25 protein-coding genes are annotated in these 22,692 nt (G+C 70.1%); 18 read left to right on the top strand and 7 right to left on the bottom strand.

The features are described 5' to 3' along the window. The first annotated feature begins 31 nt into the window (after positions 1–31). From ACH41F_RS12325 to ACH41F_RS12250, 16 genes are all read left to right on the top strand, one after another. Positions 32–286 (top strand): hypothetical protein, encoded by a 255-nt coding sequence (locus tag ACH41F_RS12325; RefSeq protein WP_358714592.1) that lies wholly within the window; start codon positions 32–34, stop codon positions 284–286. Next, on the top strand, positions 283–888 hold the full coding sequence (locus ACH41F_RS12320) for a class I SAM-dependent methyltransferase (protein WP_398834840.1): 606 nt from the start codon (positions 283–285) through the stop codon (positions 886–888). The genes ACH41F_RS12325 and ACH41F_RS12320 overlap by 4 nt, the downstream gene beginning before the upstream one ends. Positions 889–1,277: 389 nt before the next feature. Next, the gene (locus ACH41F_RS12315; RefSeq protein WP_398834837.1) at positions 1,278–2,000 is read left to right on the top strand and encodes an HAD family hydrolase; all 723 of its coding nucleotides are present in this window, start codon (positions 1,278–1,280) and stop codon (positions 1,998–2,000) included. A gap of 26 nt (positions 2,001–2,026) precedes the next feature. Further along, positions 2,027–3,850, top strand: a complete 1,824-nt coding sequence (locus ACH41F_RS12310) for a hypothetical protein (RefSeq protein WP_398834835.1) — start codon at positions 2,027–2,029, stop codon at positions 3,848–3,850. After that, entirely contained in the window at positions 3,847–4,797 is a 951-nt protein-coding gene (locus ACH41F_RS12305) for a thymidylate synthase (RefSeq protein WP_398834831.1), read from the top strand. Before ACH41F_RS12310 ends, ACH41F_RS12305 begins: the two co-directional genes overlap by 4 nt. Before the next feature lie 8 nt (positions 4,798–4,805). Further along, positions 4,806–6,524 carry a carbamoyltransferase gene (locus ACH41F_RS12300; RefSeq protein ID WP_398834828.1) on the top strand — a complete coding sequence of 573 codons (1,719 nt, stop codon included), beginning with the start codon at positions 4,806–4,808 and terminating at the stop codon, positions 6,522–6,524. Further along, complete coding sequence (locus tag ACH41F_RS12295) at positions 6,521–7,573, top strand: hypothetical protein (protein WP_398834826.1); 1,053 nt, start codon at positions 6,521–6,523, stop codon at positions 7,571–7,573. The genes ACH41F_RS12300 and ACH41F_RS12295 overlap by 4 nt, the downstream gene beginning before the upstream one ends. Positions 7,574–7,669: 96 nt before the next feature. Further along, the gene (locus tag ACH41F_RS12290; protein ID WP_398834823.1) at positions 7,670–8,182 is read left to right on the top strand and encodes a topology modulation protein; all 513 of its coding nucleotides are present in this window, start codon (positions 7,670–7,672) and stop codon (positions 8,180–8,182) included. Positions 8,183–8,213: 31 nt separating this feature from the next. After that, positions 8,214–9,059, top strand: coding sequence for a class I SAM-dependent methyltransferase (locus ACH41F_RS12285; RefSeq protein ID WP_398834820.1), 846 nt, complete (start codon positions 8,214–8,216; stop codon positions 9,057–9,059). Next, positions 9,056–9,811 (top strand): phosphotransferase, encoded by a 756-nt coding sequence (locus tag ACH41F_RS12280; RefSeq protein ID WP_398834817.1) that lies wholly within the window; start codon positions 9,056–9,058, stop codon positions 9,809–9,811. Before ACH41F_RS12285 ends, ACH41F_RS12280 begins: the two co-directional genes overlap by 4 nt. After that, positions 9,808–10,464, top strand: a complete 657-nt coding sequence (locus ACH41F_RS12275) for a histidine phosphatase family protein (protein ID WP_398834815.1) — start codon at positions 9,808–9,810, stop codon at positions 10,462–10,464. The genes ACH41F_RS12280 and ACH41F_RS12275 overlap by 4 nt, the downstream gene beginning before the upstream one ends. Beyond that, a complete protein-coding gene (locus ACH41F_RS12270; RefSeq protein WP_398834812.1) occupies positions 10,461–11,297 on the top strand; it encodes an aminoglycoside phosphotransferase in 837 nt (278 codons plus the stop codon). Before ACH41F_RS12275 ends, ACH41F_RS12270 begins: the two co-directional genes overlap by 4 nt. Positions 11,298–11,331: 34 nt before the next feature. Continuing rightward, on the top strand, positions 11,332–12,330 hold the full coding sequence (locus ACH41F_RS12265; RefSeq protein WP_398834809.1) for an NAD-dependent epimerase/dehydratase family protein: 999 nt from the start codon (positions 11,332–11,334) through the stop codon (positions 12,328–12,330). Positions 12,331–12,368: 38 nt separating this feature from the next. Beyond that, on the top strand, positions 12,369–13,490 hold the full coding sequence (locus ACH41F_RS12260; RefSeq protein ID WP_358714604.1) for an adenosylhomocysteinase: 1,122 nt from the start codon (positions 12,369–12,371) through the stop codon (positions 13,488–13,490). Between the two features lie 5 nt (positions 13,491–13,495). Beyond that, positions 13,496–14,047, top strand: coding sequence for an NUDIX domain-containing protein (locus ACH41F_RS12255; protein WP_358714605.1), 552 nt, complete (start codon positions 13,496–13,498; stop codon positions 14,045–14,047). A gap of 34 nt (positions 14,048–14,081) precedes the next feature. Next, positions 14,082–14,885 carry a 3-deoxy-manno-octulosonate cytidylyltransferase gene (locus ACH41F_RS12250; RefSeq protein WP_398834805.1) on the top strand — a complete coding sequence of 268 codons (804 nt, stop codon included), beginning with the start codon at positions 14,082–14,084 and terminating at the stop codon, positions 14,883–14,885. A 171-nt stretch (positions 14,886–15,056) separates the two neighbouring features. Here the strand turns inward: ACH41F_RS12250 and ACH41F_RS12245 are convergent, their stop codons facing one another. The 3 genes from ACH41F_RS12245 to ACH41F_RS12235 are packed head-to-tail and all read right to left on the bottom strand — an operon-like array spanning position 15,057 to position 18,163. Next, positions 15,057–16,295 (bottom strand): MFS transporter, encoded by a 1,239-nt coding sequence (locus tag ACH41F_RS12245; protein WP_398834803.1) that lies wholly within the window; start codon positions 16,293–16,295, stop codon positions 15,057–15,059. A 7-nt stretch (positions 16,296–16,302) separates the two neighbouring features. Further along, positions 16,303–16,767: an ArsI/CadI family heavy metal resistance metalloenzyme gene (locus ACH41F_RS12240; protein WP_398834800.1), complete on the bottom strand. Its 465-nt coding sequence runs from the start codon at positions 16,765–16,767 to the stop codon at positions 16,303–16,305. 28 nt (positions 16,768–16,795) lie between these two features. Continuing rightward, complete coding sequence (locus tag ACH41F_RS12235) at positions 16,796–18,163, bottom strand: FAD-dependent oxidoreductase (protein WP_398834797.1); 1,368 nt, start codon at positions 18,161–18,163, stop codon at positions 16,796–16,798. A gap of 108 nt (positions 18,164–18,271) precedes the next feature. On the opposite strand from ACH41F_RS12235, the gene ACH41F_RS12230 reads away from it, so the two are divergent. Beyond that, the gene (locus ACH41F_RS12230) at positions 18,272–19,327 is read left to right on the top strand and encodes a flavin-containing monooxygenase (RefSeq protein ID WP_398835372.1); all 1,056 of its coding nucleotides are present in this window, start codon (positions 18,272–18,274) and stop codon (positions 19,325–19,327) included. A gap of 49 nt (positions 19,328–19,376) precedes the next feature. Further along, positions 19,377–19,754, top strand: coding sequence for an ArsR/SmtB family transcription factor (locus tag ACH41F_RS12225; protein WP_398834794.1), 378 nt, complete (start codon positions 19,377–19,379; stop codon positions 19,752–19,754). Between the two features lie 137 nt (positions 19,755–19,891). On the opposite strand, the gene ACH41F_RS12220 is transcribed toward ACH41F_RS12225, so the two are convergent. From ACH41F_RS12220 to ACH41F_RS12205, 4 genes are read right to left on the bottom strand one after another with little or no spacing between them, the layout of a single operon-like run. After that, on the bottom strand, positions 19,892–20,989 hold the full coding sequence (locus ACH41F_RS12220; RefSeq protein ID WP_398834791.1) for an ArsO family NAD(P)H-dependent flavin-containing monooxygenase: 1,098 nt from the start codon (positions 20,987–20,989) through the stop codon (positions 19,892–19,894). After that, entirely contained in the window at positions 20,950–21,201 is a 252-nt protein-coding gene (locus ACH41F_RS12215) for a DUF2180 family protein (protein ID WP_398834788.1), read from the bottom strand. The genes ACH41F_RS12220 and ACH41F_RS12215 overlap by 40 nt, the downstream gene beginning before the upstream one ends. Further along, positions 21,201–22,310 carry an ACR3 family arsenite efflux transporter gene (gene arsB, locus ACH41F_RS12210; protein ID WP_398834785.1) on the bottom strand — a complete coding sequence of 370 codons (1,110 nt, stop codon included), beginning with the start codon at positions 22,308–22,310 and terminating at the stop codon, positions 21,201–21,203. The genes ACH41F_RS12215 and arsB overlap by 1 nt, the downstream gene beginning before the upstream one ends. Further along, entirely contained in the window at positions 22,307–22,615 is a 309-nt protein-coding gene (locus ACH41F_RS12205; protein WP_220648961.1) for a helix-turn-helix transcriptional regulator, read from the bottom strand. The genes arsB and ACH41F_RS12205 overlap by 4 nt, the downstream gene beginning before the upstream one ends. Positions 22,616–22,692: the final 77 nt, after the last annotated feature.

The raw sequence follows: 22,692 nt of genomic DNA, 5'->3' as shown, positions 1-22,692 counted from the left end.
ACCTACGACTTCACCTGATCAGGGGGCCACCATGACATTCGAAGGACACACCGACCGGGCGCCGCGGCTCCTGCCGCACCGCGAGCAGGGCGAGGCCCTCCTCGCCATCCAGGAGGCCGCCCCGGAACTGCCTAGCGAGGGCGGGATCGATCTCTTCGCCGTCCCCGCCGGCGAGGTGCAGGGTGGCGGCTTCGACCTCTCCCGCTTTCACCGGCTCTCCCGCCTGCCGACTTCGGGGAACGGGGCGGCCGCGACTTCGACTGATGACCCGCAGGACGCAGCATGAAGTCGCTGTTGCATCGCCTCAGTCCCGACCAGTGGGATGCCTGGTACAGCGAGGGTCGGGCCGTAGACCGCCTCGTGACCGACGCCGAGGTCGACCGCTTTCTCCAGCACGTCAACCCGCACGCCGGGGCATCCGTACTCGACGTCGGCTGCGGCATCGGCAGCTTCAGCCGACAGCTCTCCCGTTGGGGCTACGACGTGCTGGGCCTGGACTTCTCGCCGATCGCGATCCGGACCGCGCATCGGCAAGGCGTCAACGGTCGGCTGCACTACGGTGTGCACGATTTCGACGCGGGGGCAATCCCTCCTCGACTGCAGCCCGGCTCGCTCGACCTCATCGTTTGCCGCAACATCCTGCCGTTCATCGACCACCCCCGTTTCATGGTCGACGCTCGCCGTTGGTTGCGCTCTGGCGGGCAGTTGTACGTCCTTGTTCGTGTCTGGTCCGAGCGCGGGGGCGAACCGGCCGAGAGGCCCTGGCAGCGCGGTTTCACCGAGGAACAAGTGCAGGACCTCCAGAACGGCTGGGCTGAACAGAACCGCTGCTGGCTCGGCAGACACACCGCGCTGTTCCTGTCCAACCCGCGCCACCGGACCTTGTGACCGTTCGTCGGCACCGGCGTCCACTCGTCGGCCCAGCATTTCCTTACCTCAAGGCGAGCCAGTGAGGGAGAAAAGCCGCTGCGGTTGAGTGGATGAGTGAACCGTGAGTGAACCGATTTCATCGTCCCGTCACGGTGCCTAACAGCGGTTTCCTCGATCCAGTCGGTATCCGACGTGTGCTCGCCCGCCTCGCCCGCAGCCGTCGCCCACACGGTCTGGCAGAGGAGTGCGAGTCGCCCCGCGTCACCACCCACCCACGAGCCTCAATGCGCCGTTCGAGAAGGCCGGCGGGCCCAGCCAGTACTCCGAGTGTGAACTCGATCCGGTCTCGGCCCTCTGAGTCGCGCGCCGCCCTGCTGCCAATAGCCGCCCTGATGAGGAGAACGAGCATGACCGTTCCCGCCCCGATTACTACACCGGCTCCGGCCGCATCCGAGATCACAGCTGGCGAGAGACAGCACGCTGGCCGCGCGCAGCGTGCGCTTCTTCTCGACCTCGACGGCGTCCTGCTCGACACCCGTCCGGTGATGCAGAAGGCATGGCGGAAGGTGCAGGAGGCCCACGGCATCACCCTTCCGTTCACCGACTACGAGCGTCACCTGGGACGCGAGTTCGGCGACATCATGCATCGGCTGGGCGTCGCCGACGTCGACGCAGTCCGCCGGACGTACGAGACGGAATCCGTCGCCGTCGCACACCTCGCACACGAATTCACCGGCGTTGTCGACGTGCTCCATGCCTTCGTCGCCGCAGGCTGGTGGCTGGGCGTGGTGACGTCGAAGCACATCAACCGTGCCGCCCCGCTCCTCGCGCACCTCGGATGCCCCTTCGCCACCGTCCGCACCTCCGCTGGGCCGGGCCGGGCGAAGCCGGCCCCCGACCCGATCCTCCTGGCGTTGGTCGACCTCGGAGTCGACCCCGCCGCGGCTGTCTACGTGGGGGACATGGCGGTCGACCAGGAATCGGCGGCCCGCGCCCGTGTCGCCTACGTCCATGCCGGGTGGGGATACGGGCAGCCCACCTCGCCCGCACCCAAGATCGTCGCCTCCCCGAAGGAACTGCTGCAACTGCTCACTTCCGCCTCGCCGTTCGTCGAGGGGAGTTTGGTGTGAGCACCCGTGCGACCGGCGGTCTGGGCTTGGCCCGCTCCGACTTCGTCGGCCAGCCCCGATGGGCTCTCGTCGGCAGCGGCGCCCTGGACCACGCGAAGGCCGACCACATCCGCACCCGGGAACTAGAGACCATCCCTGTCGACCGGCAGGAACTGCGCGCCCTCGTCGAGGACGTCATGGACGCCTTGGAACCTTACGGATCCTCGCGCGCCTTCACACCGGGCGGCGTTGGCTGGCTCCACGTCCAGCACGTTCCCGTTCGGCGCTTCGTGGCCGAGATCCTGCGCAAGCTGCTGGCCCTGGATGCCTGGGAGCCGTTCGCGTCGGCTCCGGGGCCCCTGGCCCTCGCCCCGTACGAGGGGCTCGTCGGGCTTCGTACCAGCAGCTCGCGGGAGTACCTCGCGTACACCGTCACGTGGTCTGGCATCGCCTATTTGCTCGGGGCAGCGGCTCCGCACAACCCGACCCGCTCCGCCCAGTTACGCAACCGCTCCCGTTCCAGCACGGCGAACACGGAACCGAGCCCGCTCCCTGTGGACCTGCAGCAGCGAGACGTCGTGGCGCTGTCGTGGACATCTCGGCATGCAGCCACCCTGATGCCGGTTCTCGTCGAGCTGGAGCGCGATGGACGGACGAACCTGCTGCTCGATCTCGCCACCGATCCTGCGGAGCGGTGCTCCGCACCGGCGCCGTCGGGCATCGACCTGCGCTCGGCGCCGAGCGACCTCTTCACCCTCTCCGGCACTGCCGAGGGCCTGCATCTACCCGACGACGAGCACATCGTCCGCGTCAAGGGCTTTAGCCTCCAACTCGCGCGTCTCGTACGGCTCTTGTCCGTACTCCTCGAAACCAGCGGCGGGTGCACTCAGCCGTCATGGCGGACACTCCTCCGGGCAGAGAGCTGGCTCGACGGTGTCCTGTCCGCGACCCGGCCGCACACCGTCCTCCTGAGCAACGACACCAGCCCACTGGGCGCATTGGCCGCGCACGCGGCCGAGCGTCACGGCGCGAACACGGTCCATGTCCAGCACGGAGCGTGGACGGCAGAGGCGGTCGCCTGGCCGGCACTTCACAGCCGCGACATCGTCGTCATGGGCGAACGGGACCTCCCCCTGGCCCGAGCGTGGGTCCGCCACCCCGCGGGCGAGGTGCACGTGTTGGGACAGCCTCGCTTCGACGCGCTGGCCGCCCTCGGCCGTGAGGCACAGCGGCGGTACCTGGAGAAGGTGCTGGCTCCGGGCAACCGCCGCGCCCCTGCCCGGATCGCGGTGTGGGCCTGCCAGCCGTTCAGCCCCGGTCACCTCAAGACCCAGGCGGACCTCCTCCTGGACGGCTTGAGTGCGGCGGACGGCGACTGGGGTCTCGTCATCGCTCCCCACCCGGCGCAGGGCGCCGATGCCTTCGCCACGTTGCTGAAGCAGGACGGAGGGCCGCTGGTGGCCGTGGCCGACCCGCAGGTCGGCGCGCGGGGCTGCCTTGCCGGGGCCGACGCTCTGGCGAGTGCGTACTCGACGTGCGGGATCGAGGCCGCGCTGCTCGACGTCCCGGTCCTCGAAATCGGCAAGCCGGGCGAACGCACGCTGAACCTATCCGGCCACGGCCTGGCGACCCGGTGCCACAACGCCGTTGACGTCGCCGAAGCGCTCTCCGCACTGCGTGAACCGGGCACGCCCGTTCCGAAGACGGCTATGGACGCGGTGTGCCGGTGGCGCGGCGACAGCGCGGCCAAAGTCGCTCGCCTCATCACCCAGCGCGCCGAAGCCAGCGCCAGATCATCCGACCACGTCCACCACGATGCCTTCGGCGCGACCTCTGCGTCGCCCCAGGGCGAAGGAGTTTCTGCCCGATGACACACCTCACCGCCGACAGCATGGCCGAGCTGTTCTCCGGCGCCATCACCCTGGCCAAGTCCGGCGAGAAGGTCAGCCCCCGGGGCATGGCCACGCGGGAAGTCCGTGACGTCCACCTGCTGCTCACCCAGCCGCGCGCCCGCCTGCTCTACGCTCCCCCGGCCCGGATCGTGAACCCGGCCTTCGCGGTCGCCGAGACCGTCTGGCACCTCTCCGGCTCCGACGACCCGTGGATCTTCGACTACAACGCGCGGCTGCGGCAGTACGCCGACGACGGCGTACTGCTCGGCGCGTACGGGCCCAGGATGCGGAACTGGGGCGGCAAGGTGGACCAGCTGGCCCGTGTCGTGGAGATCCTCAAGGAGGACCCCGACTCCCGGCGGGCCCTGATCCAGCTCTACGACCCGGCCCAGGACGCCGCTGGGCACAAGGACGTGCCCTGCACCCTCGGCTTCCGCTTCCACCTGCGCGACGGCCGCCTGCACATGGCGACCATGATGCGCGGCCAGGACGTGTGGATCGGCATGCCGTACGACGTGTTCTTCTACACCGTGCTGCACGAGCTGGTCGCCGGGTGGCTCGACGCGGAGCTGGGCCAATTCCACCTGCATGTCGGCTCGCTGCACATCTACGACGAGCACGTCGAGCAGGCCGAGCTGCTGACCTCACTCACGGCGAGCCCGCTCATGCCCGAGCTGCGAACTCCGTGGACGGGCTTCGACGCCCTACTCGACCAAGTCGAGGCCCGCGACGTGACCGGCCACCCCGGCTGGGACACGATGGCCGAGACGCTGCGCAGCTACCGGCTGTGGAAGGACGGTGAGCGCGAGCAGGCATGGCGGGTGGCCGACAAGATCGACGGTCCCCTCGGCCAGGCCGTCACCGCCTGGTACGGAGAACTGAAGCGGCGCTCGACCCAGCCCGCCGCGACTGCCGGGGCGAGGTGACCGCCGCCATGAAGCGCACGCCTTCGGTCGTCCTCGGCCTGTGCTCGTACACCCACGACTCGTCGGCCGCCCTCCTCGTGGACGGCGAACTGGTCGGCTTCGTGGAGGAGGAGCGCCTCTCCGAGCAGAAGCACACCAAGCTTTACCCGTCCCGGGCCATCGAGTGGCTGCTCGGCCAGGCCAAACTCACCGCCGCCGACGTGAACGCCGTCGCCTACAACTTCCAGCCGGCCCGCTACCTCGCCGAGGCGCCCGCCGCCCTGCGCCTGGCGCTCTCCCCAGCGATACGCGAGCGAAGCCTGGCCCGAGCGCACGGGTTCGCCAAGGTGGCCGTGCGCACCCAACGGCGCCTGCGCATCCTCGGCCGGCAGTTCCCCTCTGCCAGCGTCGCGCCGATCCTGCACCACCGCGCCCACCAGCTCACCGCCTTCGCAGCCTCGGGCTGGGACGAAGCCGCCGTACTGGTGGTCGACAGTCTCGGCGAGCGGCAGACCACCACTATCGCCCGCGGCCACGGCACACATCGCCCCCGCACACAGACCCTGGAAGCGATCAACGACCCGGCCTCCCTGGGGTACGTCTACGGCGCCGTCACCGAGCACTTGGGCTGGCGCCGGGGCGACGAGGAAGGCACCGTCATGGCGCTGGCCGCCCTTGGGGAGCCTGCCCGCTTCCGCCACCTGTTCGCCCAGGCGGTCCGCACGACGGCTACGGGCTTCCGCATCAATCCCGGCTACTTCCCCACGCGCACCCTCACGTCGGGATACCCGAGGACATCCCGGCAGTTCGTTGCCGAGACCTGCCCCGAACGGCACCCGAGCGAGCCGCTCACGGACCTCCACCGGGACCTGGCGGCTGCCCTCCAGGAGCGGACCGAGCAAGTGATGGTGCACCTGGCCCGCCGCGCTCGCGTGCTCACCGGCTCCCGACGCCTGTGCGTGGGAGGCGGTGTCGCCACGAACTGCGTGAGCATCGGGAAGATCATCGAGGCCGGCATCTTCGACGAGGTCTTCGTGCCACCCGCGCCCGGTGACGCCGGTACCGCGATCGGCGCCGCCCTCGCCGTACATGTCGGCGGACGCAACCCCCGCCCTCTGGCCGGCGTCGCCCGCAGTTGCTACCTCGGCCCCTCCTACGAGGACCAGCCCCTCGACCTCACGCCCTGGCCCGGCCTTCGCCAGAAGACCCTGGGCATCGAAACTGCCGAGTTCCTCGCCGACCAGCTGGCCCACGGCACGATCGTCGGCCTGTTCCAGGGGGCCGTCGAAGCCGGGCCGCGCGCCCTTGGCAATCGGTCGATCCTCGCTTCCCCACTGGAGCCCGGCGTCGTCGAACGCCTGAACGCCACCGTGAAATTCCGCGAACCCTTCCGGCCCTTCGCTCCCATGGTCCTGGCCGAGCGCGCCGGCGAGTTCTTCACGCTCGGCCAGCAGGCGCCGTACATGTCCATGGCCTCCGGCGTGACGGACAAGGCGCGCGAGCGCGTGCCGGCCATCGTGCACGCCAACGGCACCTCCCGTCTGCAGACCGTCACCAGGTCGCAGAACCCGTTCATGCACGCGGTCCTGACCGCCTTCGGCCGCCGTACCGGCGTGCCCGTGCTGATCAACACCTCCCTCAACGTCAAGGGCAAGCCGATCTGCGGGACGCCCGAGATGGCGTTGGACTGCCTGGCCAACTCCGGACTCGACGCCCTGCTCCTCGAAGGGCGGTGGATCACCAAGTGAGGATCGGATACAGCCTTTGGGGCTTCCTCGGCAACGGCGTCACCGATACCCCGGACGGGGGACGCAGCCACCGGCGTCCTTTCATCGACGCCCTCATCGCCCGCGGCCACGACATCGTCTTCCTGCAGGCCGACCGCGACCGCCTCGAAGCCGGCGACGACCTCGGCGGCGCGTACACCTTCGACGACGGCACCCCGGGCATCGACGTCCTGTTCCTGGAATGGCGCTGGGCGATCACCGGCCGCAACACCACGGTCTGCGGGACCGAGGGGCACACCTGCGACCTGCACCGCCAGGCCCAACTCATCAACCACTACACCGTGCGGCACCGGACGCCCACCGTGATCTGGGACAAGGACCGCACCCTGCGGGCCGAGAGCGTGTGGCGGCGTACCGCCCACACCCTCGTCTGCGAGGCTGCCCTCGCGCCGACCCTGGGCGCGCGCTCCCTCCTCTTTCCCGTCGCCGACCACTTCATCGCCCAGGCAGACCCCGCCACCCTCGCCGCGCGACCGCGGGACCTCGCGCTCGGTTACGTGGGCAACCAGTACGACCGCGACGAGCCCTTCGACCGCTTCTTCGCCCCGGCCGCCGCCCGGGTCGAGCACCTGGTCGCCGGGAAGTGGACGAAGACCGACCGCTGGCCGGACGTCCACTTCGTCGGCCGAATCCCCTTCGAAGCCGCCGCCGACGTCTATGGCCGGTCTCTGGCTACGGTCCTCATGCTGCCCGAGCGGTACGCCGCCGTCGGGCAGATGACGCAGCGCATCTTCGAGGCCGTGCTAGCCGGGTGCCTGCCCTTAGTCCCGGCGGACGTCCGCTTCGCGGACCGGTTCGTACCGGAGGAGCTGATCGTGCGCTCCGGCCGAGACGTCATCGAGCGGCTGTCATACCTCCGCGAGATCGCCGGCACCCAGCAGCACGCCGACTTGATCGCGGCGTGCGTGGACCGCCTGCGCCTGTTCGGCCTGAACAAGCAGGTCGACAACCTCGAATCCGCACTGCACGGGCTCGTCCAGACCACGGCGACCGAGCGGGGAGCTGCTTGATGGAGTCCGCTCGACAGGCCCTGACGCCTGGATCATCCGAACGTGTCCGGGGGGATGGCTCCGCCGCACACTCGAACCTCTCTACGCTGGAGCACCATGAAGAAGGTCGCCATCGTCGGCTGCGGAGGCAGCGGCAAATCCCACGTGGCCCGCGAACTGGGCAGGATCCTCGACGCCCCGGTGACGCACCTGGACGCCGCGTTCTACGACGACGAGTGGAACGCGCTGCCCATGGACAAGTTCACCGAGGTGCAGCGCGAGCTGGTCGCGAAGCCGCGGTGGGTGATCGACGGCAACTACAACTCGACGCTGCCGGTGCGGCTCGAAGCCTGCGACACGGTGATCCTGATGGACGTGTCGACCGTGGCGGCCCTGTATGGGATCTTCTCCCGGCAGATCCGGCACGGGGCAGGGCACAAGGGCAACGGCGTACACAACCGCATCCACTGGGGCGTGATCAAGTACATCGCCACGTACCGCCGCAAGATGCGACCCCGGGTCATGGCGAAGATCGAGGAGTACGCCGCCGGCCGAGCCGACGTGGTCCTGCTGGCCAACCGGCGCCAGACGCGCCGCTGGCTGCGGAAGGTGGCCGCCGAGCAGTCCTGAACGGCCCGCGCCCCCGGAGCGGGGGTGCGGCATGAACGAGCCCAACCCGTTCCTGGACCCCGCCCGCCGGCAGGAGCTGTACGGGCACGCCTCCCGGCTGGCCGGACGGACCAGCGCCCTGATGCGCGCGAAGACGTCCGGCCGCCCCGTGCCCGAGACGATCGTCAGCTTGGTGCAGGCCCACCACGCGCATCCGGACCGCCTCGGCATGGTGCTCGACATCGGTTGCGGTCGCGGCACGAGCACCCTGGCCATCGTCGAGCAGCTGAGGCCCCGGCGCGTCATCGGACTGGATGCCGCCCCCGCCCTGCTCGTCCAGGCCCGCGCACGCTCCGAGGAACTGCCCGACACCGTGGCGGAATTCGTCGAAGGGGACTTCCACGACCTCCCGCTGCCCGCCGGGTCGTGCGATGTCGCCGTCGCCGCGTTCTGCCTCTACCACTCGCCGCGGCCCAACGACGTCATCGCGCAGATCGCGAAAGTTCTGGCCCCCGGGGGCCTGGCCGTACTCGTCACAAAGGGACTCGACAGCTACCGGGAGATGGACCAGCTGGTCGCTGCGGCCGGCCTCGATGCGCGGGCCGAGAAGCACGAGAGCCTCTACACCGCCGCGCACAGCGGCAACCTCGCCGCCCTGGCCACCTCCTCGCTCGAGGTGATCGCCACCCTGGACGAGGAGCACGCCTTCACCTTCGACGGCCACGACCACCTCGCGCAGTACCTCGCCACCAACCCCAAGTACGACCTTGCGCCCGGCCTGTACGGGAACCCCGGGGCCCTGGCAGCGACCTTGCACGAATTCCTTCCGGACCAGCCGCTGACCACTCGGTCCCTCATCACCTTCGTCGTCGCGCAGGCGAAGGAGGAGCCGGCATGACCCTCCCACCGTTCACCAAGCACTACGAGACACCGGAGCGCGCGGCGGGAGCTGTCCGCCACTACCGATGGATCAAAGAGCACGCGAAGCCGCTGCGGCAGCCGGCCCTTCACGAGATCGGACCGGCCAGTCTGGCGTTCGAGCGGGTCGAGGGCCGCTCCGTACGCCCCGACGACCTGCCGCGCATGGCGGAACTGCTGGGCCGCGCGCACGGTGCCGCATGGCGCAGCGACCTGAAGTCGGCATCGCTGGGCACTCCGCACCACTTCAACGACGGAACGCCGTTCGACGACTACCTCGGCCCGCGGGAGATCGCGCTCCGGCGACGCCACGAGCAGGGCTTCCTGCCGAACAAGGCGGCCCTGTACGCGATGCTCGGCCTGCTGGAGGAGACCGCGCAGGGACCGCTCGCCTTCTACAAGGACAGCAACCCCCGGAACTTCATCATCACCGCGGCCGGGGACATCGTCACCGTCGACACCGACGACCTGTCCCTAGCCCCGATGGGATACGACCTCGCGAAGCTCATCGCGACACTCCACCTGTCGTACGGGCCACTCACGGGCCAAGCCGTCAACGCCGCGCTGTTCGCGTACAACACGGCGGCCGGATGCTACGGCTCCCGGCTCGACGCAACGAACCGCGGACGCCTCGACGACTTCCTGGCCCTGCACGCCGTCCTGACCGCCCCGTACGTCGGGCGCAACGGCTACCGCTGGCCTCTCCGCTCCCACCTCCGAGGAACCTCATGATCACTACAGAACTCGTATTCGTACGGCACGGCCAGGCCCAGTGCAACGCCGACGGCCTCGTCGGGGGCCCGCGCACCTGCACCGGACTGACCAACCTCGGGTACGCCCAGGCCGAACAGGCCGCGCGCCGCTTGGCCACCGAGCATCTGAAGAGGCCCTTCGACATGGTCTACGCGGGCCCGCGGATTCGCCTCGTCCAGACCGGCGAGATCATCGCCCAGACGCTCCAGATTCCGCTGCACTTCGACGACCGGCTCGACGGCCCCGTGCACGGCGATGCCGACGGCAAACCTTGGGATGCGGTGAAGACAGCCGCCAACGGCGGCCCGCATGCGCACCCCGACACTCCCTGGGCCGCTGGCTCCGACACCTGGAACGGGTACCTGAAGCGCGCCAGCAAGAACCTGAGTCAGCTCATCGAGGAGAACGAGGGGAAGCGCATTGTGTTCGCCGCCCACGGAGAGACGGTGATCACCGCGCACACCCTGCTCCTCGACATCCCGATCGGCTCGCCGGCGGGCTTCACGCACAACCACGCCTCAATCACTCGCTGGCAGCACCACCGCAACCGCCTGGGCCAGACCCGCTGGATGCTCGATCGGCACAACGACACCGAGCACCTCAGTCTCCTCACACCGGAGCCGACCCCGTGATCGCCACATCGGACGACCCCCGGATCCAACTGGCTCACGATCTCCTCGGCGCCGTCGAGATCGCACCGGACCCCCTGCTCCCTCCCCGGGTCGTGCGCGTGGTGGCCGACGACGGGCAGCACTTCGTCGCCAAACAGCACGCCGAGCCCGACCGATACGCGAGGGAACTCCACGCCTACCGGACATGGGGCACCCACCTGACCGGCCACGCGCCGAAGCTGGTCGGCCGTGACGACGCCACCCGCACCCTTCTGCTGACCGCGCTCGCAGGCGATCGGGCGGACACCGCGGCCCCGGGCTCACCCGAGGAGGAACTGGCCCATCACGAGGCCGGCCACGTCCTCGGCAAGCTCCACCGGGCAACCGCCATGCCCCAGGGCGACGCCGTCGGCGCCGCGCTCGCCGAACGCCTCCAGAGCTGGATCGACCGGGCCGCTCACGTCGGCCTCATCGACACGGCCGAGCGGAACCTGCTGAAGCACCACGCGGCCATCCTGGGCAACAGCCTCATGGACAGCGCGATCTGCCACCTCGACTACCAGCCGCGCAACTGGCTGATCGGCGATGCCTTCGGCATCTGCGATTTCGAGCACATGCGACGCGACGCCCGCGTCCGCGACTTCGCCCGGCTCGAATTCCGCCGCTGGCAGGCCGCGCCCCACCTGCGAACCGCCTTCCTCGACGGGTACGGCCGCCCGCTGACCGACACCGAGTGGCGCCTTCTGGAGTCCTTCGGCGCCATCGAGGCGACCACCGCCCTGGTCAAGGGCCACAAGGAGAACGACCTCGCCCTGAGCGCGCACGGCCGAACCGTCCTGTCCCGCCTCATCTGACTTCCTCCCTTCGATCACCTTCCTGGAGATTCCCGTGCCGCAGCACGAGCAGCACCCGACCACCGCCGCCCCGCGCCGGGCTGTGGTGACCGGCTCCGCCGGATTCATCGGCTCCCACCTCGCACACGCCCTCGTACAAGCCGGCACCACCGTCATCGGCGTTGACCGCCGCGACCCCTCCGCCGACGCCACGGCCATCGCCAACCTCGCCTCCCTGCGCGGTATCCCGGGGTACCACCACATCACCGCCGACCTCCTCAACTGCGCGATCGACCCACTCTTGATCGACGCGGACGCGGTCTTCCACCTCGCCGGCATTCCCGGCGTACGGCCCTCCTGGGGGCCGCAGTTCAGCGACTACCTCGCGTCTAACGTGCTGGCCACCCACCGGGTCCTGGAAGCCTGCACCCGCATCGGCGTCCCGCGACTGGTCGTTGCGTCCTCCTCCAGCGTCTACGGGCCGACCGACGGCGGCGCGAGTGTCGAGGCCGACCGTCCGAAGCCGGCCTCCCCGTACGCCGTGACCAAACTGGCCGAGGAACAGCTCTGCCTCGCCTACGCCGAGCGCCCCGCCGGTCCCAGCGTCGTCGCCCTGCGGTACTTCACCGTCTACGGCCCCCGCCAGCGCGCCGACATGTTCACCCACCGCGCCCTGCAGGCCGCTCTGACCGGACAGCCGCTTCGCCTGTACGGAGACGGTCACCAGCGACGCGACTTCACCTACATCGATGACGTGGTCGCCGCCACGATCGCCGCCGCGACCGTGCCGACAGCGCAGGGCGCGATCAACGTGGGCGGCGGGTCGAACGCATCGCTGCTGGAAGTGATCAACATTGCCACCAGCCTCACCGGCCGCGACATCCAGCTCCAGCAGGACCACGCGCGCAGCGGTGACGTCTTCCTAACCCGCGCCGACCCCAGCCGTGCCCGAGAAGTCCTCGGGTGGCAGCCGCGAGTCGACCTCCACAACGGCCTGCGCGCCCACATGCAGGCCCTGGCCGCCCAGGTCCCCAACTACAGCCGAGCCGCGTAACCCCGCGGCCCGGAGCCCGGAGCCCGAGAGGAAACGCAATGGAGAGTCCCGAGCGAGCGCGGCTGGACGCCTTTTTCCGGCAGATCACGACGCAGTTCCCCGCCGGCGACGCGATCACGACGCTCGTCATCACGCATCTGCTCCCCGAACGGCCGGCGTTCCTGCGGGCCATGACCGCGGTGTCCACGGTCGGCTCCGTGCTGCCGAAACCCCGATCGATCCACCAGCCGACCCTCGACGCCGTCCGCCGTACCTTCCCCGTCCACGACCTGACCCGAGAACGGTTCACCGACAACACCCAGGCCCTGGACTACCTGGAGGACACAGCGGGCGGCCGGGACGTCGTCCTGGTGGACATCGGCGGCTACTTCGCGGTAAGCCTCGACACACTCGTGGGCAAGTTCTCCGGCCGCATCCTCGGCATCGTCGAGGACACCGAGAACGGACACCAGCGGTACGCCGCTCTCGACAAACTGCCGTGCCCGGTCGTCTCGGTGGCCCGCTCCCCGCTCAAGGACTGCGAAGACCACCTCGTCGGCCGCTCGATCGTGTTCTCCACCGAAGCCCTCGTCCGCGCCCGCGGGGACATCCTCACCAGCCGCAACGCCTGCGTCATCGGCTTCGGCAAGATCGGCCGCGCCATCGCCCAGACCCTGCGCGCCCAGGACCTGCGCGTCACCGTGTATGACAGCGATCCGGTCAAGCGAGTTCAGGCGCACTCCCTCGGCTTCCGCACCAGCACCTCCACCGCCAAGGCCGTAAGCGACGCGGAACTCGTCCTGTGCGCCACCGGCAACCTCGCCCTGCGGCAGGGCGACTTCGCAGCCCTGCGCAATGGCGCCTACCTCGGATCGGTGACCTCGTCCGAGGACGAGCTCGAACTCGGCAGCCTCGACGAGCTCTACCAGCGCGCCCCAGTCAGCGCTCAGCTGACGCGATACGAGGTCACCGGCCACTACTTCTACGTTCTCGCCGACGGCGGTGCCGTCAACTTCGTGCACGGCGCTGCCGTCGGCGCGTACATCCATCTCGTCCAGGCCGAGATACTCGCCGCCACTGCCGCGCTCAGCCACACCCGCTTCCAGCCCGGACTGCACGAGATGCCGGCGGCCGACCGCGACGCCATCGCCAGAACCTGGCTCCACCACTTCGAAAGGTGACCCGAGTGCCTCCCTCCGTCGACCACATCCGCTCCGTCGCCGAGGCGTACCTCGCCCGCCACTCGGACGAACGCGACTCCCTCACCCTGCTGTTCGCCGCGCTCGCCGCCGCAGATGACCCCACGAACCGCAAGACGTTCCCCTCCCACGTGACATGCAGCGCCATCGTCATCAACGGCGCCCGGCACGTGCTGCACATCGTGCACAAGGCGTCCGGGAAACTGCTGGCGCCCGGCGGCCACAACGAACCGGATGACCGGCACCTGCGCGACGCCGCCCTGCGCGAACTGCACGAGGAGGCAGGCATCCCGCCCAGCGCCGTCGTTCCCCTCTCCGGCTTCGAGGACGTTCCCCTCGACATCGACGTGCACACCATCGACGCGAACCCCTCGAAGGACGAGCCGGCCCACCACCACGTGGACTTCCGCTGGGTCTTCCTTCTCGGCGCAGGGCACGCGGTGACCCTCCAGGAAGAGGAGGTCGACGGCTACGAATGGCGGCCGTTCACGAGCGCCGCCTCGCCCACCGTCCGCTCCAAGCTCGCCCTGCTGCCCTGAAGGCCCGCCCCTACCCGACCACCAGGAGGACGCCGTGGCCGCCACCACAGCTCTAAATCCCGGCGCCACACCGCGCCGGCACGTCGCCGTCATACCCTGCCGCTGGGGCGCTTCGCGCTTTCCCGGTAAACCGTTGGCTCGCCTCGGCGACAAGCCGCTGCTCTGGCACGTCCACCAGCGCTGCCTGGAGGCCAAACGTCTCGACGGCGCCATCGTGGCGACCGACGACGAACGCATCGAAGCGGCGTGCCGCCAGCTGGGCATCGAGTACATCCGTACCGGAGAGCACCTCACCGGCACCGACCGCGTCGCGGAGGTCGCCGAGCGCCTGCCGGCCGAGGCGTACATCAACGTCCAGGGCGACGAGCCGTTCATCTCGCCGGCCGCCATCGACGCCACCTCCGAGGCCCTGGAGTGCCTGCCGCCGGGCGCGTTCGCCGTGAACGCGTACACCGAACTGGTCGACGTCGGCGCCGTCCTGGACCACAACGTCGTCAAGGTCGTTGTCTCGGCCCAAGGCGAGGCCCTGATGTTCTCGCGCCAGCCCATTCCCTATCCGAAGGGCGACCGACCGAAGTACCTCCGCCAACTGGGCCTCTACGGCTTCACCGGCCCAGCTCTCCAACGCTTTCGACAGCTCCCGCAAGGGCCCCTGGAGCGCGCCGAGGGAGTGGAGATGCTGCGCTTCGTCGAACACGGCCACGCCGCGCAGATGGTCCCTGTCCTGGACGACGGCGTAGCGGTGGACACCCCTGAGGATCTAGCGCGAGCCGAGAGCCTCCTCGCCCAGTACGCATGCCTAACCGCTGGCACGACGGGGCGGCCTGGCGGCCCTTGAGGTGAGAACGACTTCCTTCCGCCGCATGAACTGACGGCCGCACACGCAGGACACCCTTCGGGACTCCACTTGCCAAGACCAACCCGCCCCGGGAAACGTCATCCCGCTGCGCCCGGACGGTGCGGCACCTGGGGTTACGAGCAAGGCTCAGGCGGGCACCGCGCGGGTCTGTCAGCGGTGCGGCGCTCCGGACGGGTTGTCTTTGGCAGGAGCAGTCCAGGGCGCGGTGACTGCGGTGGCCATGGAGGTGACGGCGAGGAGCACGAAGAGGCGGCTGTATCCGCCGAGTGGCGCGGCGAGCACGGCACCGGCAAAGGGAGCCAGGGCTGCGGCGGTGGTTGCCGGCGCTGCGAGGAGACCGGAGAGGCGTCCGTAGTGAGTGGCCCCCCAGCGGTCGGTGATGGCGGTGGCTTGGAGCAGGGTGAGGTTGCCGCGGACCATGCCCGCCGCGAGCGACACGACAATGAGCAGGGCGTATGGCCCGGGTACGGCGGCGAAGGCGACGGTGGTGATGCCGCCGGCGGCGATCAGGGTCGTCGTGCGCGTGGCCACGGCGGTGCGTCGGGCGAGAGTGGCGTACAGGGTGCGGCCGAGGGTTTGTCCGGCGCCACCGAGTCCGAGCGCCCATGCTGCCTGGCTGGTGGTGTACCCGCGTTCCAGCAGGAGCGGTACGAGGGCGACGACGACGGCGTACATCGCGAAGGACGACAGGGCGAAGACGCCTGCAAGCAGCAGGAACGGTCGGCTGCGCACCACCGGGGCCGCGCCTGCGGCGGCGTGCGCAGGACTGGACGGGGCGTCCGGCCAGGGCGCTCGCAGCGCGAGGGCGTGGGCGGGGATGGTGACTGCCGTGAGGATCCCGGCCAGCACGAGGTAGGTGTGCCGCCAGGACAGGTGGTCGGCGAGCAGGGCCGTCAGGGGTGCGAAGACAGTGGAGGCCAGACCGCCGGCGAGGGTGACGATCGTCAGGGCCCGGACGTGGTCCGGGGCCCACCAGCGAGTGAGGGCGGCGAACGCGGGCTGGTAGAACGTGGCGGCCATCGCGACTCCGGCCAGCGCCCAACCGGCAAAGAACATAGGCAGGTTGGGGGCCGTAGCCACCACAAGCAGGCTGGCGGCGCCAAGGGCTGAGCCTGCCGTCATGACGGTTCGCGGACCGCGCCGGTCGAGCATCCTCCCCACCCGGATACCGGCGAGCGCGGAGATGACCAGGCCGAGCGAGAACGCCGCGGTGGTCGCTCCTGCCGGCCAGTTTGTCGCCTGCGTGATCTCGGGGTTCAGGACGGGGAACGCGTAGTAGACGATTCCCCAGCTGGTGATCTGGGTGACGCAGAGGGTAGGCAGGGCGGCACGAGGCCGTGACCGGTCCCCCGCGCCGGTCACGGCCTCGCTGGTGTGGAGGTTGGTCATCGGCGGATCAGCAGCAGCCGCCCGCAGCGACCGGTTCCTTGGAGCCGGTGTCGGCCTCGGCCGGGCCGGTGCAGCAGGTGCTGTCCTGCTGCTTGGCCAGGGAGTCGGCGTCGGCCTTGACGACGTACACCTCCCAGGGCTCCTGGCCGGGGCCGTGGACCCAGACCTTGTCCTGGAGGGCGTAGCAGCAGGTGGTGTCGTTCTCGACGTCGGTGACCAGGCCCGCGTCGCCCAGGCGCGCGGTGGCGGCGTGGACCGCCTCGGTCGTCTCGACCTCCACCCCGAGGTGATCCATGCGGGTCGCCTCACCCGCGGTGCCCTCGATGAGGACGAGCTTGAGCGGGGGTTCAGTGATGGCGAAGTTGGCGTAGCCGTCGCGGAGTTTGGCGGGTTCGGTGCCGAACAGCTTGCTGTAGAAGGCGATGGACGCGTTGAGATCCGGGACGCGGAGGGCGAGCTGTACGCGGGACATGGCGAACCTCCTGGGGTGGGTGGGGAGTTCAGCAGCCGCCGGAGGTGGTTGCCGGGGCGCCGATGCCGATCTGGAGGGTGGCGGGCGCGGCGCAGCATCCGCCGCCGTCGCTGCTCTGGGCGGCGTCGGGGTCGTCGAACAGGCCCGCGCCGCCGCATACACCGGTCTCCGGCAGGGTCAGCTCGACGCGCTCGGCGGCCTCCTGGTCGCCGGCGATCGCCGCCGTGATGGAGCGGACCTGTTCGTAGCCGGTCATTGCGAGGAACGTGGGCGCGCGGCCGTAGGACTTCATGCCCACCAGGTAGACGCCCTTCTCCGGGTGGGAGAGCTCGTTCACGCCGTGCGGGTAGACCGTGCCACAGGAATGCACGTTCGGGTCGATCAGCGGGGCCAGCGCGGTGGGGGCCTGGAGACGCTCGTCGAGGCCGAGGCGGAGCTCGGAGAGGAAGGACAGGTCGGGTCGGAAGCCGGTCAGGACGATGACCTCGTCGACCGGGTCAAGGCGGCGGCCGTCCTCGGCGACGAGGACGAGCCGGTCGCCGTCACGTTCCACAGCCTGTGTACGGAAGCCGGTAACCGCGCTCGCGTGGCCAGCCTCGACGGCCGCCTTGGCGCGCAGGCCCAGCGCGCCGCGCGCGGGCAGCTCGTCCGCCTCGCCACCGCCGTAGGTGCTCGCGCCGATGCCGCGGCGCAGGATCCACGCGGCGTGGGTCCCATCCTCCTCCTTGGCCAGGTCGGCGAGGTAGGCGAGGGCGGTGAAGGCGGAGGCACCGGAGCCGATCACGGCGGTGCGCTTGCCCGCGTACCGGGCGCGTACGGCCATGTCGCCCAGGTCGGGGACCTGGTAGGAGATGCGGTCGGCGGCTGCCTTCTCGCCGAGGGCGGGCAGGCCGTCGGCGCCCATCGGGCTGGGGGTGGACCAGGTGCCGGAGGCGTCGATGACGGCGCGGGCGGCAAGAAGCTCCTCGCGGCCGTCGGCGAGCTGGATGTGGACGGTGAAGGGCTGCTCGTCGCGGCCGGAGTCGACGATGCGGTCACGGCCCGCGCGTGCGATCCCGGTGACTGTGGCGCCGTAGCGGACCTTGTCGCCGAGGACGTCGGCGAGCGGCTGCAAGTAGTGCTCGGCCCAGTCGCCGCCGGTGGGGTAGGCGGTGCCGTCGGGACGGACCCAGCCAGTCGGGGCAAGGAGCTTCTCCGCGGCCGGGTCGCTGACCTCAGCCCAGGGGGAGAACAACCGCACGTGCGACCAGGCCCGTACGGAGGTGCCGGCTGACGGCCCGGCTTCCAGGACGAGCGGTTCGAGGCCGCGCTCGATGAGGCGGGCGGCGGCGGCCAGGCCGATCGGGCCGGCTCCGACGACCACGACGGGCAGCTGGTCGGTGGTGGGCGCGTTCACAAGATTCCCCTTTGCTTCGACATTCGTCGATGGCTTGCGCGACCCAGCATGGCACCTGTATTGATGAGCGTCAACATAGACATTCATCAAATCCAGGGGGTAGAGATCGTGGAACAGGTCGATGTCGCAGTGATCGGTGGTGGCCAGTCCGGGCTGGCCGCCGCGCACGCCCTTCGCGGGCAGGGGCTTCAGCCGGTGGTACTGGAGGCGTCGGAGCGGGCGGCAGGTTCGTGGCCGCGCTACTACAACAGCCTCACCCTCTTCTCGCCGGCCCGGTACAGCTCCCTGCCCGGGCTGCCGTTCGGCGGCGACCCGGACCGCTACCCGCACCGCGACGAGGTCGTCGCCTATCTACTGCGCTGCGCCGACAAGCTGGACGCCGACATCCGTACCCGGACCCGGGTACGTGAAGTCCGCCTCGAAGGCGGCGCGTTCACATTGGACCTGGAGGGCGGCGGGCAGCTGGCGGCACGCGCCGTGATCGCGGCGACCGGCACCTTCGGCCACCCCCACCAGCCGGACCTTCCGGGGCTAGATACCTACACCGGAACCTTGCTGCACGCCGCCGACTACCGCGCGCCCGAGCCGTTCGACGGGCAACGGGTCTTGGTCGTCGGCGCCGGGAACTCCGCGGTGCAGATCGCCGCCGAGCTCGCCGAGCGAGCTCGGGTGACGCTCGCGGCGCGGCATCCGGTGCGGTTCGCCCGGCAGCGCATCTTGGGCCGGGACCTGCACTGGTGGCTGGCCCACAGCGGGCTCGACACTCTGCCGGCCGGCCGGTTCCTTTCCGCGCCGCCGACCCAGCTGGTCATCGACGACGGCCGCTACCGGGCCGCCGTCACCTCCGGACGACCGGACCGGCGCCCGGTGTTCACCGGGATCGACGGCACCAAGGTCACCTGGGCCGACGGAAGCGCGGAGGAGGTGGACGCCATCGCGCTGGCCACCGGCTACCGACCCGACCTGAACTACCTCACCCCGCTAGGCGCCCTCGATGTCACAGGGCACCCTCGCCACCGGGAGGGGATGTCACTGACGCACGCAGGGTTGGCGTACGTCGGGCTGGAGTGGCAGCGCAGCCTGTCGTCGAACTCCCTGCGCGGGGTCGGCAGGGATGCCGCCCGGGCTGCGCAGCGCATCGCCGCCTACCTGACCCGCGCCTGAGGCCGTCCGCCCCTCGCCCCACTGGTTCGACATGTGTCAACATAGATGCATGTCGAATACGAACTTGCTGCCGCTGCTGGACCCCGGCCCCAGCGAGGCTGCGGCGCCGTGCTGCCCGCCGCTCACCGAGCGCCCGTTCACGGCGGAGGAGGCCGAGACTGCCGCGCGAATGTTCAAGGCGCTCGGCGACCCGGTACGACTGCGACTGTTCTCCGCCGTGGCCTCGCACGAGGGCGGTGAGGCGTGCGTGTGCGACATCTCCGACGTCGGCGTCTCGCAGCCGACCGTTTCCCATCACCTGAAGAAGCTCAAGGAGGCCGGGCTGCTCACCTCCGAGCGGCGCGGCACGTGGGTCTACTACCGGGTCGAGCCGTCGGTGCTGGCCGCGATGGGCAAGCTGCTGACCATCGCCCCGGCCGCGGTCTGAACCGTGAACGCCCGCGCCCCCCGTAGCGCCAGCGACGTGATTGTCCGCTTCCGCTGACGACGCGGGGCCGTTCCTGCAGACGGCCCGACACACGAGCCGCTGCCGCTGGGTCCGGGGGGCCTCGGGCCGGTCGGGTCCTACGCGAGCAGCCCGGCGATGTTGCGGGCGGCCTCGCGGGCAGGACGCCCGACGCCGATGAGGGTGGCGGAGGCTGGGCCGGTCCAGTCGCCGTAGCCGAGCAGCTGCACCCGCGGCTCGTCCACGGCCCGCGTCCCCTCGGTGGCGATGTGGCCGCGAATCCCGCGCAGTCCCAGCGGTGCCAGGTGGGAGAGTGCCGGGCGGAAGCCGGTGCACCAGATGACCGCATCGGCCGGCGCGCGCGTGCCGTCGGCCCAGACGACTCCGTCGCGGTCGAGGCGTACGAACATGGGTGCCGCCTTCAGCCGTCCGGCGTCGCGAGCCTCCCGGACAGGCGGCACGGCGACGATGTCGCCCAGTGACGCAACGCCTCCCGTGTCGGTTCGGCCTTCTTCGAGAGCGCGGCGGCGGGCGGTGGCCGCGTCGAAGAGGGCTCGGCCGTCGATGTCGTCGGCGAGGAAGCGGGGCGGACGCTGGGTCACCCAGGTCAACTCCGTCTCGTAGGCCAGGTCGGCGGCGATCTGCGCGCCGGAGTTGCCGCCGCCGACCACGACGATCCGCTGTCCCGCGAAGTCGTGCGGGCTGCGGTAGTCGACGGTGTGCAGCTGGCGCCCGCGGAAGTCCGCCCGGCCGGGGACGGCGGGGAGGAAGGGGCGCCACCAGGTGCCGGTGGCGCTGATGACGGCCCGGGCTCGCCAGAGGCCCACGTCCGTCTCGACCCGCAGGAACGCGCCGTCGCGGTGGACCCCGGTGACGCGTACGGGGCGGTGCACCGGAAGGTCGTACCGCCGCTCGTACTCGGTCAGGTAGTCGACCACGTGGCCTGCGTCCGGATACGTCTGCCCCGCCTGTAGCGGCATCGGGCGACCCGGCAGGGAGGAGTACGCGGCCGGGGAGAACAGGTGCAGGGAGTCCCAGGCGTGCCGCCAGGCACCGCCCGGCGTGGACTGGGCGTCGAGGATGACGAAGTCCACACCGAGGCGGCGCAGGTGGTAGCCGGCGGCGAGCCCGGCCTGGCCGCCGCCGATCACCACCACCTGCGTCCGGCCGCCGCCGGTCACGAGGTCCGGGCGGTGTTGGCGGACTGCGGGCAGCAATCGGCGTACGCCTGATGGGCCGCGGAACAGGCCCGGCACAACAGCCGTCGTACGGGCGGGTCGACGGTAACCGCGCGATTGATCGGCTTGGTACCGGTCAGGGACTGCTGCCCCATCTGGACGTGCTGGGCGCAGGCAGCTGCCCCACACTGGCGGCAGACGCCTATCGCCGGCGTCTGCCGTCCACCGCTGTAGCAGTCCAGGCAGTGCATCAGTCCTCCTGCCGTGCCGGTGTGAGCTGCTGGGCGGCGCTGAACTTCCGCCGCCAGGCCAGGGAGACGTACACCAGCGCTACCAGGACCGGGACCTCGGCGAGCGGGCCGACGACGCCGGACAGAGCCTGGCCGGAGGTGACGCCGAAGGTGGCGATGGCGACCGCGATGGCCAGCTCGAAGTTGTTGCCGGCCGCGGTGAAGGCGAGGGTGGCGGTGCGGTCGTAGGCGAGGCCGATGACCTTGCCGAGGGCGAAGGTGCCGAACCACATGATCGCGAAGTACACGAGCAGCGGCAGCGCGATGCGGGCCACGTCGAGGGGCTGCGAGGTGATCGTCTTCCCCTGCAGGGCGAAGAGGATGACGATCGTGAAGAGCAGTCCGTACAGGGCCCAGGGGCCGATCTTCGGAAGGAAGTTGGACTCGTACTTCTCCTGGCCGAGCTTCTTCTCGCCGATGCGGCGGGTGAGGAACCCGGCCAGCAGCGGGATGCCAAGGAAGATGACGACGTTCAGGGCGATCTTCCACATGGAGATGTCGAGGTGCTCGCCGTCGCCCAGGTTGAGCCAGCCGGGCAGGATGTCGAGGTAGAACCAGCCGAGCAGGCCGAACGCCAGAACCTGGAAGACCGAGTTCAGCGCGACCAGGACGGCCGCGGCCTCGCGGTCGCCGCAGGCGAGGTCATTCCAGATGATGACCATGGCGATGCAGCGGGCGAGGCCGACAATGATCAGGCCGGTGCGGTACTCGGGCAGGTCCGGCAGGAAGATCCAGGCCAGTGCGAACATCACCGCCGGGCCGACGATCCAGTTGATGACCAGCGACGAGACCATGAGCTTGCGGTCGCCGGTGACGGCGTCGAGCTTGTCGTAACGGACCTTGGCCAGGACCGGATACATCATGATCAGCAGCCCGACGGCGATCGGCAGGGAGATGCCTCCGATCTCGACCTTGGCGAGGGCGTCGTTCAAGCCGGGGATGAGCCTGCCCAGGCCGAGGCCGAGGGCCATGGCGAGCAGGATCCATACGGCGAGAAAGCGGTCGAGCGTCGACAGCTTCGCGACGACCGAGGACTCCTCGGTCGTCGCGGCTGTTTCGGTGGGGGTCACGGGCAGGCCCTCTTGTTCTCGGCGGCATTGCGAGCGGATTCGGCCAGGTCGGCGAACTGACCTGCGAGCTGGGCGATGACGTCCGGGCGCAGCCGGTAGTACGTGTACCGGCCGCACGGCTCTGTCTCGACCACCCCGGCCTCGCGCAGCACTCTCAGGTGGTTGGAGACGTTGGTCTGCTTGGCACCGGTCTCTTCGATCAGGTGCGTGGAGCAGAGCGTCTCCTTGGCGAGGAGGGTGACGATCTGGAGGCGGAGCGGGTCGGCGAGGACTCGCATCAGATCAGTGTCGACTGACGTCATCATGGACTGATACTCTCACATCAGTGGTGGCTGACACCACCGGGTGCTGAAGTCATCTGCGCCTGATGCCGTCGTGAGAC

It is taken from the genome of Streptomyces sp. NPDC020489, from assembly GCF_044386545.1.
Classification (GTDB): Bacteria; Actinomycetota; Actinomycetes; order Streptomycetales; family Streptomycetaceae; genus Streptomyces.
This window is presented reverse-complemented; position numbering and strand designations above follow the sequence as displayed.

Excerpts from the sequence above, each read along its gene's own strand:
- ACH41F_RS12240 (WP_398834800.1), bottom strand. The coding sequence starts at position 16,767 with ATGTCCCGCGTACAGCTCGCCCTCCGCGTCCCGGATCTCAACGCGTCC.
- ACH41F_RS12305 (WP_398834831.1), top strand. The coding sequence starts at position 3,847 with ATGACACACCTCACCGCCGACAGCATGGCCGAGCTGTTCTCCGGCGCC.
- ACH41F_RS12285 (WP_398834820.1), top strand. The coding sequence starts at position 8,214 with ATGAACGAGCCCAACCCGTTCCTGGACCCCGCCCGCCGGCAGGAGCTG.
- ACH41F_RS12245 (WP_398834803.1), bottom strand. The coding sequence starts at position 16,295 with ATGACCAACCTCCACACCAGCGAGGCCGTGACCGGCGCGGGGGACCGG.
- ACH41F_RS12315 (WP_398834837.1), top strand. The coding sequence starts at position 1,278 with ATGACCGTTCCCGCCCCGATTACTACACCGGCTCCGGCCGCATCCGAG.
- ACH41F_RS12325 (WP_358714592.1), top strand. The coding sequence starts at position 32 with ATGACATTCGAAGGACACACCGACCGGGCGCCGCGGCTCCTGCCGCAC.
- ACH41F_RS12320 (WP_398834840.1), top strand. The coding sequence starts at position 283 with ATGAAGTCGCTGTTGCATCGCCTCAGTCCCGACCAGTGGGATGCCTGG.
- ACH41F_RS12280 (WP_398834817.1), top strand. The coding sequence starts at position 9,056 with ATGACCCTCCCACCGTTCACCAAGCACTACGAGACACCGGAGCGCGCG.
- ACH41F_RS12260 (WP_358714604.1), top strand. The coding sequence starts at position 12,369 with ATGGAGAGTCCCGAGCGAGCGCGGCTGGACGCCTTTTTCCGGCAGATC.
- ACH41F_RS12300 (WP_398834828.1), top strand. The coding sequence starts at position 4,806 with ATGAAGCGCACGCCTTCGGTCGTCCTCGGCCTGTGCTCGTACACCCAC.
- ACH41F_RS12225 (WP_398834794.1), top strand. The coding sequence starts at position 19,377 with ATGTCGAATACGAACTTGCTGCCGCTGCTGGACCCCGGCCCCAGCGAG.
- ACH41F_RS12290 (WP_398834823.1), top strand. The coding sequence starts at position 7,670 with ATGAAGAAGGTCGCCATCGTCGGCTGCGGAGGCAGCGGCAAATCCCAC.
- ACH41F_RS12205 (WP_220648961.1), bottom strand. The coding sequence starts at position 22,615 with ATGATGACGTCAGTCGACACTGATCTGATGCGAGTCCTCGCCGACCCG.
- ACH41F_RS12215 (WP_398834788.1), bottom strand. The coding sequence starts at position 21,201 with ATGCACTGCCTGGACTGCTACAGCGGTGGACGGCAGACGCCGGCGATA.
- ACH41F_RS12275 (WP_398834815.1), top strand. The coding sequence starts at position 9,808 with ATGATCACTACAGAACTCGTATTCGTACGGCACGGCCAGGCCCAGTGC.